The 10842-nt window shown below is 74.2% G+C and carries 10 protein-coding genes; all 10 read left to right on the forward strand.

Annotated elements, in window-relative coordinates; translation table 11 throughout:
* Window positions 1-152: 152 nt before the first annotated feature.
* The 10 genes from HKK72_RS18745 to HKK72_RS18790 are packed head-to-tail and all read left to right on the forward strand — an operon-like array spanning window position 153 to window position 10768.
* On the forward strand, window positions 153-2411 hold the full coding sequence (locus HKK72_RS18745; protein ID WP_187235678.1) for a hypothetical protein: 2259 nt from the start codon (window positions 153-155) through the stop codon (window positions 2409-2411).
* A gap of 15 nt (window positions 2412-2426) precedes the next feature.
* Entirely contained in the window at window positions 2427-2807 is a 381-nt protein-coding gene (locus tag HKK72_RS18750; RefSeq protein ID WP_187235679.1) for a hypothetical protein, read from the forward strand.
* 4 nt (window positions 2808-2811) lie between these two features.
* Window positions 2812-4275, forward strand: a complete 1464-nt coding sequence (locus HKK72_RS18755) for a hypothetical protein (protein WP_187235680.1) — start codon at window positions 2812-2814, stop codon at window positions 4273-4275.
* Between the two features lies 1 nt (window position 4276).
* On the forward strand, window positions 4277-4936 hold the full coding sequence (locus tag HKK72_RS18760) for a hypothetical protein (RefSeq protein WP_187235681.1): 660 nt from the start codon (window positions 4277-4279) through the stop codon (window positions 4934-4936).
* A gap of 7 nt (window positions 4937-4943) precedes the next feature.
* On the forward strand, window positions 4944-5990 hold the full coding sequence (locus tag HKK72_RS18765; protein ID WP_187235682.1) for a hypothetical protein: 1047 nt from the start codon (window positions 4944-4946) through the stop codon (window positions 5988-5990).
* Between the two features lie 30 nt (window positions 5991-6020).
* Window positions 6021-6689, forward strand: a complete 669-nt coding sequence (locus HKK72_RS18770; protein WP_261986960.1) for a phage baseplate assembly protein V — start codon at window positions 6021-6023, stop codon at window positions 6687-6689.
* A 50-nt stretch (window positions 6690-6739) separates the two neighbouring features.
* A complete protein-coding gene (locus HKK72_RS18775) occupies window positions 6740-7141 on the forward strand; it encodes a PAAR domain-containing protein (protein ID WP_187235684.1) in 402 nt (133 codons plus the stop codon).
* A gap of 1 nt (window position 7142) precedes the next feature.
* Window positions 7143-7622: a hypothetical protein gene (locus tag HKK72_RS18780; protein WP_187235685.1), complete on the forward strand. Its 480-nt coding sequence runs from the start codon at window positions 7143-7145 to the stop codon at window positions 7620-7622.
* Complete coding sequence (locus HKK72_RS18785) at window positions 7619-9343, forward strand: baseplate J/gp47 family protein (protein ID WP_187235686.1); 1725 nt, start codon at window positions 7619-7621, stop codon at window positions 9341-9343. Before HKK72_RS18780 ends, HKK72_RS18785 begins: the two co-directional genes overlap by 4 nt.
* Window positions 9344-10768, forward strand: a complete 1425-nt coding sequence (locus HKK72_RS18790) for a hypothetical protein (protein ID WP_187235687.1) — start codon at window positions 9344-9346, stop codon at window positions 10766-10768.
* The last annotated feature ends 74 nt before the right edge of the window (window positions 10769-10842 follow it).

Genomic DNA, 10842 nt, shown 5'->3' on the forward strand with positions numbered 1-10842 from the left:
CCGGATGCGGCGATTGACGCCGCTCACACGCACGTTCAATGTGAAGCACGCGGCGACTGTTTCGACGGCTCGAAACATCACGGGGGTCTCCGCGAGTCCGCGCCGGCGGGCTGTCCGGTGAGGGGGACGCAATGGCTTCTGTGATTCCTGGTGTGAGCGTTCGCACGGTCTTCGAGCCGCCTCCCGTGCTGGCGGGGGCGACCGGCATCCTCGGCGCCGTCGGCGTGACCGATCGGGGGCCGGTCGATCCGACCCCGGTCGGCAGCTTCTCGGAGTTCACCGAGATCTTCGGACCGGCGAGCCGGTTCACCATGCCCGAGCTGCGGGCCGCCTTCGCCAACGGGGTGGCACGGGCCGTGGTGGCCCGCACGGCCCCGGGAGCCGGCGCCAAGGCGGGGCTCACGCTCAAGGACGACGAGGGCGAGAACGTCGTCAGGCTGAGCGCACGCGCCGAAGGCGCATGGGGCAACCGGGTCGCGGTACGGGTCACGCAGATCCGCACGCTCTCCGGTGAGGGCGTCAAGTACGTCAACCTCGAGGTGGCGCTGGACGGCGAGGTCGCCGAGACCATCGACAACCTCGTCATGGACGCCGCGAGCGACCACTACCTGTTCGACAAGATCAACCAGAGATCGCGCATCCTCGTCGCGACCGACCCGCTGATGGAGGCCGAGCTGCCGTCGGCGCTGGTGGCCGACCTCGACGGCTCCGGTGCGCGCGCCGCGTCGGCGCTGCTCACGCACGGCCAGGCGGCCGTCGCCACCGCGACGGCCGGTCGTCGCGGCCGGGCGGGCAACCGGCACGCGGTGCGGGTCACCGACGGGCGCGCTTCACTGACGCTGACCGACGGTGCGAGCAAGCCCACGGCCATCGTGCGGGCCAGGACGCCCGGAACGGGGGGCACCGCCATCAAGGTGGGCGTCGAGACCGTCGACGCCCAGACCGTGCACCTGACGGTCAATCCCTCCGGCGGCACGGTGCGCACGACCGCCAACGTCAAGAACGTCGCGGAGCTCGTCGCCTCGCTCGCGTCCGACCCCGACATCGTGGCCGAGGTGATCGAGGGCGGTGGTCTGCCGGCGCCGCTCACCGCCACGCCACTCGCCAGGACCGTGACGGTGACCGTGTCGACCGAGGGGTCCGAGCCGCGCCGCTACGCCGACCTGGCCGACCTGGACGCCATCGCGAAGATCAAGGACTCGGCGGTCGGATTCGCCAAGGCCGCGGCGGCCACGGCCCTGCCCGACGCGGGCGACGGCACCCCCCTCACCGGCGGACGGGACGAAGGCCCGGCGCTGCGGCTGAAGGGCGACAGCGACGAGGACGTCGTCGAGTTGTACGCCCTCGCCGGCGTCGGCGCGAGCCTCGGCGTGACGGTGACCCGCTCGATCTCGACCATCGACAGCGCCACCCCCGTGCTCAACCTCAAGGTGCGGGCGGACGGCCAGGACGCCGAGGAGTACGGCGACCTCACCATGGACCCCGATGACGAGCGCTACCTGCCCGCGGTGCTCGGCGACTCGGCGCTGCTCCGCGCGACCGACCTGTTCACGCCGAGCCGCACCACGTCCATGCCGGCCGCGCTGCCCCGGCGCACCAAGCTGACCGGGGGCGCGTCGCCGCTCGCTTCGGACTACCAGGACGCCTTGGACCGGCTCGAGAGCGCCGAGGAGCCCGACCTCGTGATCGCGAGCGTCGGCGCCCAGCTGGACGACGCGGGGGTCCGTACGGTGCACCAACAGGTCGTCGCGCACTGTACGAAGATGGCCGACCTGGCGCGCAACCGCATCGGCATCGGCTCGGTCACCGCCGCGGAGTACGCCACCGGTCCGAAGGCCATGGCCGACCACGCCGACGAGGTGCGCAGCGACCATTTCGCCCTGGTCGCGCCGGCGGGCGGCGAGGGCGCCTTCGCCGGGCTCCTCGCCCATCTGGTCTTCTTCGACTCACCCACGTTCAAGACCGTTCCCGCCCTCGGCGTCCCCCCGGGCGCCTGGTCGGACGCCCAGCTGGAGCAGCTGGTCAGCGCGAACATCGCGGCGATCACCAAGCGCCGGGGCCTCGGGATCATCTGCGTCAAGGGCCTGCTCACCTCCGGCCGGCAGATCAACGTCCAGCGCACCGCCGACAAGGCGGTACGCGACATCAAGGCGATCGCCGACGTCTACATCGGGCTCCTCAACGACGAGGGCACGCGCAACGCGCTCAAGCAGCAGGTCAGCGCGCGTCTGTTCCAGATGGCGGCGGACGGGGCGCTGGTCCCGTCGACCGACGGGACCAGCCCGGCGTTCACCGCCGACGTGCACTCGACCCAGGCCGACTTCGGCCAGGGCATCGTGCGGATCGACGTCGCCATCCGGCCGGTCCGGGCCATCGACTACATCAACGCGACCATTCTCGTCCGCAACTGATAGGGGGCAGCCGCCATGACGCAGATCTTCACGGCCTTCGCGTCGGAGGCCCGGGTCAACGGCGAGATCGTCGAAGGCCTGCAGGCGATCGAGTACCGCCATGTGCGCAACCGGTTCGATGTCGGCGCGATCGGCACCGACGAGCGAGTCGCCGTCTACTTCGGGCTGCGCCTCGTGGCCGGGCAACTCCGCGTGGCCTCCGACAGCCCGGCGCTCGACGCACTGCTCGCCTCTGGCGAGACGTTCGCGGTCAGCGCCACGCTGCGACACGGGGACGCCGCGCGTACGGTCACGTTCGACGACTGCGTGATGGAGGAGAAGACGTTCGCCCTGGCGACACAGGCCCATGGCGAGTCGACGTACACGTTCTCGGCCACCCGCGTCCGCGAAGAGTGACCCGGTGCGACGAGTGCGGAACGCACGGGTCGATCCGGAGACGCTGACGGTTCGCGTCGGTGACCGGTCGTGGCCGTTCGACATCGATCTCGCCACGGCCGTGGTGTCGGTGCGGATCGACGGCGTTCGGCATGAGCTGCGGCCGCTGTGCTGGCGGGAGAAACTCGTGCTGGCCCGGTACGCCGCCGTGGCACCGCAACACGTCGACGCGGCCCTGGTGACCGGCCGCATCACGGCGGAGCCCGACGGGGCCGCGGACGCGTGGCCCGCCCTGGTCGCCCTCGCCCGCTGGGTGAACGGCCTGGACGGACCGGTGGCACGGCCCGGCTGCCCGCTGGACGCCGCCCTGCTGGGACGGGTCTCGGCCGCCGCGTGCCGCCACACCGGTTGCGCTCCGACCGAGCTGGGCGAGCTTGCCGCCATGGAGGTGGAGTCGCTCGCCGGCCCGCTCGCGGACGGCCCCACGGCGGACGGCGATGAGGGCACCGGGCGGGACCTGCTGCACGAGGTGGCGCCCGCCGCCGCTCCGCGGCATGGCGGCGGCGACGCCGGCCATGGGACGGCGGGCCCCGGCGACGGCGTCACCCGCATCGTCGTGATCCCCGACCCGCAGGACGGTAGTGCCGCGAACGGCTCCACCGGCCCGGGGCACGCCGCCGACGATTCCGCGGACGAGACCGCCGGAGGAACGGCGGAAGGAACTGGAGGAGGAATCGTGGAAGGGACCACGGACGGGAACGTGGGCGAAGACGCAGTGGCCGCTCGGCGCACCGAGTCGCCTCCCGGATCCGGCGGAGCCGCGCCACCGGCCGGGTTCTGGATCGCCGTCGATCCGGGAGCGGCCCGCGACCTGCCCTTCCTGGCCGGTGACGGGCGGGCGTCCCCGGCAGCCGCCGCGCGTGTTCCGTCGCACGCCGCCGATCCCACCGCACCACCGCGGAGGGAACCGCTCGGCCCGGTCGTCCTGCGCAGACCCGGGCGGCCGCCGTCACCACCCGACGCGTCGGCCGTCGGCCCCGGGACGGGCGGGCAGGAACGCGATGCCGTACGACCGGTGCCGCAAGCGAGGCGACGGGCTCCCGCCCGGGTCTCTCCGGAGGGCGGATCAGCCGCCCCGGCGGACTCGCCGAAGGGTCCGCCGGCGACGCCGCTGACGACTTCCCCGCCTCCGGCTCCCCCTCCTGCGACGCCGACGACGACCTGGCCGGCATCGCCACCGATGGCCTGGCGGGTGACACTGCCGATCGCCGGGTCCGAGCCGCCGATCGCCGGGCCAATGCCGCCGATGAACCGGCCCGCGCCGCCGCAGGCTCAGGAGGTGGCGCCGCCCGCGAACGCCGGCCCGGCGATCCCCGCCGTGCCCGGCTTGCCCGCCGTGGGCGGGTACGACCTGGACGAGATCATCGCCGCGCTCACCGAGCGGTTGAACGACGCGATCACCGACCTCGGCCTGGACGAGGAGGTGTGAGGTGGCGGACCCGGCGTCCGGCGCGACCCCGATGATCGGGAACGTCACGCTGTCGGCCGTCCAGTGGATGCGGCAGGAGACCGACGCCGAGCTGATCGCATGGCGCGTCCCCGGCCTCGACGGCACCCCGCACCAGCGGCTGGGGCGCGGCTCGCATCGCGTCCACGTGAGCGGCGTGCTGCTCGGCGACACCGCTGCCGACGACCTCGCCGCACTGCAGGCGCTGGTGAAGGACGGCGCCCAGACGACCTTCACCGCCGACATCGTCACCGCGTTGGAGCTGCAGCAGGTGGTCGTGGAGTCGTTCGTGGCCGAGCAGGTCGTCGGCCGCGCCGGGCAGTACGCCTACACGGTGGTGGTGGCGGAGGATCCGCCGCTGCCGGCGCCGGCCGAGGTCGGCGCGTTCGGCGGGCTGGAGGGCTTCGGCGAGCTCGGTTTCGACGGGCTCGACGACGTGCTCGGCGACATCTCCGACCTGGCCGGAGACCTGACCGGCGCACTCGACTCGGCGCTCGACGCCATCGTCTCCGCCGTACCGCTGGGCGACATCGGCGGCATCACCAACGTCCTCCAGCCGCTGACCGACGCGGCCGAGGCGGCCGGCGAGGCCGGTGGCGGAGCGACGCCGGTCCTCGACCGGCTCAAAGAGATCTTCGGTTAGGAGGGTCATGGCGGCGAGCACGAGGATTCCGGTGCCGGTCTGCGAGGTGACGCTCGGCGCCCAGCGCTGGACCGGCCAGTTGCTCACGGTCGAGATCGCCCTCGCCTCGGCCCCGCTCGTCGGCGTCGCGACGGTACGGCTGCCTCCCGCGGCCGCGGTCTCGGCGGTGCCGTCCGACAGCGCCACCGTCACGATCGACGGCGCGGACGTCATGCGCGGCACCGTCACGGCGGTGCGGCGCGGGCTCCACGCGATCACGGTGACCGTGCTCGACGCGGCCGGTGCGCTGGCTCGTTCCCGCCCGGCCACCACGTACGAGAAGACCGACGCGGGCACGGTGATCCGGGCCCTCGCGGGCGACGCGGGAGTGCCCACCGGCGACGTGGCAGACGGTGTCGGCCTGGCCTGGTACGCCGCGGACCCCTCTCGTACCGCACTGGAGCATGTCGCCCGGCTGGCCGCCTGGTCCGGGGCGACGGCCTACGCGGACGCCGGTGGCAGTCTGGTCGCGACGGTGATCGGTGCGACCGAGCCGCAGACCGCGCTGCGGTACGGCCGCGAGGTCCTGAGCCACACCCAGGTCGCGCGGTCGAGCGAGGTCGAGGCGTTCACCGTGGCGGGCGAGGCCGGCGCGGGGGACGGCGGCGTGCCCGAGGCGCTGCGCCCGACCTCGGACTTCTTCGCGGGCAACCGGCCGGCCGGCCCGGACGGCGTCCACCGGTGGGGCTTCGCTCCGGCGCTGCGCACGACGACGGCCGCGGCCACGGCGGGGGCCGCCGCCCGCCGGCGTTACGTGGCGGGACGAGACACCGCGCGGCTCACCGCCTGGCTCCAGCCGTCACTGCGGCCCGGCAGCGTGATCCAGATCGCGGATCTGCCCGATCCGCCCCTTCCGGATCCTCCGGGAGGGGGGCCGTACTGGCTTGATCGGGTGACCCACCGCATCAGCGCGCGCGGTGCGGTCACGACGGCGCGCCTCGTGCGCGGCGGGCCGGCGCTCGATCCACTCGCAGCGGCCGCCGGTGCGGCGGCCGGGCTGCTCACAGGTATGTGACCCGAGGGAGGTGCGCCGAGCGTGCATGAGATGGTCGACTCGATCCGGCGGATCGCCCGAGCCGAGAACGGGCGCGCCGCCTGGCCGGCGCTCGGCCTCGTGACGTCGGTGCACACCGGCTCCGAGGCGGCCCCCGAACTCTCGTGCACGGTGCGGTTGCGCGAGAGCGGGGTCGTGCTGCCGCACGTGCCGATCGCGGTCGGCACGCTCGGGTTCGCCGCGCCCCCCTCCGAGGGCGATCTGGTGCTGGTGCTCTTCGCCGGCGGCGACCTGCACGCTCCGGCCATCGCGGGCTGCGTCTACGACGAGCGGGTCGCCGCACCGGTGAGCGAGCCGGGCCAGGTCGTCGCGTGGCTTCCGCGCTCGGAGCCCGACGAGACCAAGCGCCTCGAGATCATCATGCGGACGGCGGACGAACGCTCGGTGGCACTGCGCCTGGCAGGGGACGTCGAGGTGCTGGTCACCGTCCAGGAGGAGAAGGTCGAGCTCGTCGTGGGCAGGGCGACGATCACGCTCACCGCCTCGTCCGGCGACGACGCGACGGCCGAGATCAAGGCCGGCGACGCCGTGGTGCGCATCGAGCAGGCCGGCGACGTGACGGTCGAGGCGGCCGGGAAGCTCACGCTCAAGGGCGAGACGGTGGAGATCGCCGGCTCCTCCGAGGTCAAGGTCACGGGTCAGACGATCAAGCTCAACTAGAAATCCGTATTCGGCAATCCGTATTCGGCGACTCGATTGGGGGGTGTCTCGTGGGCCAGCCGGCGGCGAAGGCGGACGACCAGGTGGTCGGGACCGATACCCATATCGTCATGGTGCCCGCGGGTCCCTCGCTCGTGCCCACCCCGCTCCCGCACCCGTTCGCCGGCCGGCTGACCGGCGGTCTCGCCGGCTCGGTGCTGATCGAGGGCAAGGCCGCGGCGGTCGTCGGCTCCACCGCCGACCACACCGCCGGGCACGTGCCGACCCCGCCCGGCACGAGTTTCCAGAAACCGCCGGCGGGTCGCGGCACCGTGCAGATGGGGAGCGCGACCGTGCTCGTCGAGGGCAAGGGACTGGCCCGCAACGGCGACACGGTTCTCACCTGCAACGACCCGGCGGACGCTCCCGTCGGCTCGATCGTGGCGGCCGGCACCGTGCTGGTGGGGGGCTGAGGTGACCACTGTGCCGCTCGGCGCCGACCTGGCCCTGACCCGCTTCACCGGCGCGGCGGGCGGGTCGCCGCTGGACGAGGCCCACTCGTGGGGAGCCCTCGATCTGGCGATCGCGTCCCGCCCGACCGGTCCGCGCACCTCCGGCGAGCCGGGCCTGGCCGTCGTCACCGACCGGGAGAACCTCGCGCAGGCCCTGATCCTGCGCCTGATCACACCACGCGGCAGCCTCGCCCCGCTCGGGCACGTGGCGTACGGCAGCCGGCTCGGCGAGCTGGTCGGGCGCCGCGACGACGCGGCGGCCCGGGCACTGGCGCGGCTGTACGTGCTCGAGGCGCTGGCGGCCGAGCCTCGGGTCGCGGCGTTGGAGAGCCTGGTCGTCGAGACCGACGCCGCCCGGCCGGACGTCATCCGCATCGCGTTCGCCGCCGTTCCCGTGGGCGGCGGCGAGCCCCTCGCGCTGACCCTGGAGCTGGCGCCATGAGCTTCGTCGACCGCACCTACCCCGACGTGGTCCGTGACATCCTCACGACGCTGACCGGCGGTGTCGCGGCCGAGGCGCACCCGGCGGACTACGACGACGGCGGCGCGCTGCCCGACGTCCATCTCCAGCGGCGTCCGGTCGCGCGGGTGTCACAGGTGTCGGGCTTGGTCGCGGGCGACGCCGGCGCCGATCCGGTGCCGGTCGTGTTCGGGCTGGACGACTACGAGGTGCTGCCCGGCGAGGACGCCGACGACGGCTCGGTGCTGCGTTTCCTCGGCACCGGACGGATGCCCGCGCCCGGCACCGACATCGTCGTCAACTACTACCCGCGGACGGCCGACCCGACGCCGATCAGGGACGTGGCCGTGGGCAGCGTGGCGCGGACCCTCGTCGAGGCGGTCGCGCGCGAGATCGCGACCTCGTACGCGCAGCTGAACGCGGCCTACGAGGCGGCATATCTGGAGAGCGCGACCGGCTCTTCGCTCGACCGGGTGGTAGCGCTGCTGGGTTTCCAGCGGTTCCGCGCGGGCCGCCCGGTGGGCACCGTGCGGTTCACCCGGCGCCCCGGCGCCGGCGGCGAGGTCACCATCCCCGCGGGCACACCGGTGGCGGACGCCGCCGACACCATGCGCTACGAGACCGCTGAGACCCGGACGATGCTCGCCGGGGAGAGCACCGCCGAGGTGGCCGTGCGCGGCGCGACCGCCGCCACTCCGGTGGCGGAGGCCGGCGCGCTGACCTCGGTGCAGCGCGCCATCGCCGGGATCGACCGGGTGACCAACGAACGCCCGACGACCACGGCCGGCGCGGACGAGACCGACGTCGAGCTGCGCGCCAGGGTGCGGGTCGCGCTGGTCAGCGCCGCCAAGGGCACGCTGCCCGCGCTGGTCAACGGGCTGCTGGCCCTGCCGTCGGTGCGCGCGGTCAACATCGTGGAACGCCCCGACGACGTGCCCGGCGAACTCGCGGTCGCGGTGAGCCTGCAGACCCCGGCCGCGCAGATCCCCGCCGAGGTGACCGACCGGATCGAGGAGCTGCGCCCGGCCGGCATCAGGGTCCGCGTCGAGCAGGCCGCGGACCTCGCGCTGGCCGCCCGCGTCGGGCTCGTGTTCGTCGGCGGATCGCTGCCCGGCGCGGAGCGGGAGCGGCTGCGCGCGGCGGCGCGCGACACGCTCGTCGCCCTCGTCGGCCGCGCCCAGGTCGGGCAGCGGCTCCGCACCGGTGCGTTGCAGGCCGCCCTGGTCGACGGGGAGCGGATCGTCGACGCGCAGGTTCACCTCACCCTGCTCGACCCGTCCGCCCCTGACCCGGCCGGAGACGTGCAGCCGGCGCCCGGTCAGGCCGTCCGGCTGGCCGCGCAGGACATCACGTTCGACGTGGACGTCTTCGACGCGCCGGCCACCGCCACGACGGCCGCGCTGCCGGTCGAGGTGCACGCACAGGTGCGGCCGGGCGGCCCTGACACCGACCCGCAGACGCTGACCTCGGGCGTCACCGCCCGCCTCACCGCCTACGTGGCGGCGCTGACCCCCGGCACGACGGTCACCGCGCAGGCGCTGCTGGCCGCTCTGCGCAATGACGCGGCGTACGCCCTGGACCCGCTCGGCCTGATCGTCACGTTCCGGGCCGGTGACACGTTCGTCCAGGTCGCGGAGGGCGGAGAGACGTTCACCGCGGCGGCCGGCCAGACCTTCACCGTCACCGGCGTGGACGTGATCTGAATGGGCGCCCTGGACCGGATCCTCGACGTGCTGCCGCCGCCGTACACGGTGGAGCCGGGCAGTGTGCTCCACCAGATGCTCGACGCCCTGGCACTGGAGCTCGACGCGTACGCCGAGGACCTGTACCGCATGCAGCGCACGCACTGGTTCGACCTCGCCTACCGCGTGAGCGACCTCGACCGGCTGGCCGCGCTGGTGGGGGCACGGCGCCTGCCGTGGGAGACCCTGGCGCTGTTCCACGACCGGGTGGCGGCGCTGGTGGCCGCGCGGCTCAGGGGGTCGGTGGGGCCGGCGGCGATCCGCGAGCTCGTCTTCACCCTGGTGAGCCGGATCGAGGAGGATCTCGGCGCGGTGCTCGTGCCAGGCCTGCCCCGTGTTGACGAGAACGGTGCCGGCGAGGAGGGCGCCGTCGATCGCGCCTATGCCGATGATCCCGGGCGTCCGCACTGGGTGCCGCTGCGGCTGGTGGAGAACCCGTCCCGCAGGGTGCGCAGCCGGGCGCTGGAGGAGCGCGGCGGAGCGGTGCCGTACCTCTTCCGCTGGACCGACTCCAACGCCGGCCTCGACCCGGCCCCGGTGACGGTGACCGTCGTCGGCCGCTCAGGCGGGTCGACCGCGATCCCGCTGATCGCCAATCTGACCACCGGGCACGCCGTCGGCTATGCCGGCGTGCTGCCCGTCGGCGCCCGGCTGACCATCGGCCCCGCCTCCGGCGACGGCTCCGGCGACGCCTCCGGCAACGGGGGTGAGGGCGATGGCGACCAGGAGGGCGGCGAGGACGCGAGGGCGGCCCGGGCGGTTCTCGACACCGGGTCCGGGGTGCACGACGTGACCGACCGGGTGTTCAGCCTCAGCGGCTTCCGGCTCGGGGTGCCGTTCCATCTGGACGGCGAGGGGCCGGGCGGCCCCGACCGGCCGGGGCCGCTGCTGCCGCTCCAGAACCGGGGCGCCAACGAGTGGACGTACGCCTCCGGCGCGGTCTACGGCACGCCGGGGCTCGACGCGACCTACCTGCAGATGGCCGACGAGACGCTGCGGGAGGCGGTGCTCGACGAGACCGCGTTCGACCACGCGCTCTTCCCCGGCGGCCCGCGGGCGACGGTGTCGCTCACGTGGACCGAGCACGAACCCGCGGCGTTCACCGTCGTGGTGCCGCACGGGATCGTGGCGCTGCCGGTCTCGCTGCGCGCCTCTGAGGACGAGGTCGTCGCGGCGCTGGCCTCGGACGTCTCCGAGCTGCGGGCGGCCGGCGTGCGGTCGCGGCTGGAGCTGCGGCCGTTCATCGAGCGGCAGCCTCAGCGCAGCCGGGTGCGGCTGCCGTGGATCCGGCCGCCGCGCCAGCGCGCGTCGGCGGGCACGCGGGACGAGCTGAGCACCGGGGCCCGGTTCGGCGAGTCGGCGTTCGGCCGGTCCCGGTTGGAGTGAGGTGAGGGTGATGGAGCCAGTGATGGGTGCGGCGAGCCGCCGAGCGCGGATCAGCGGACGGCTGCGCCTGGTCG

The sequence above is a fragment of the Actinomadura sp. HBU206391 genome (assembly GCF_014323665.1).
GTDB lineage: Bacteria > Actinomycetota > Actinomycetes > Streptosporangiales > Streptosporangiaceae > Actinomadura_C.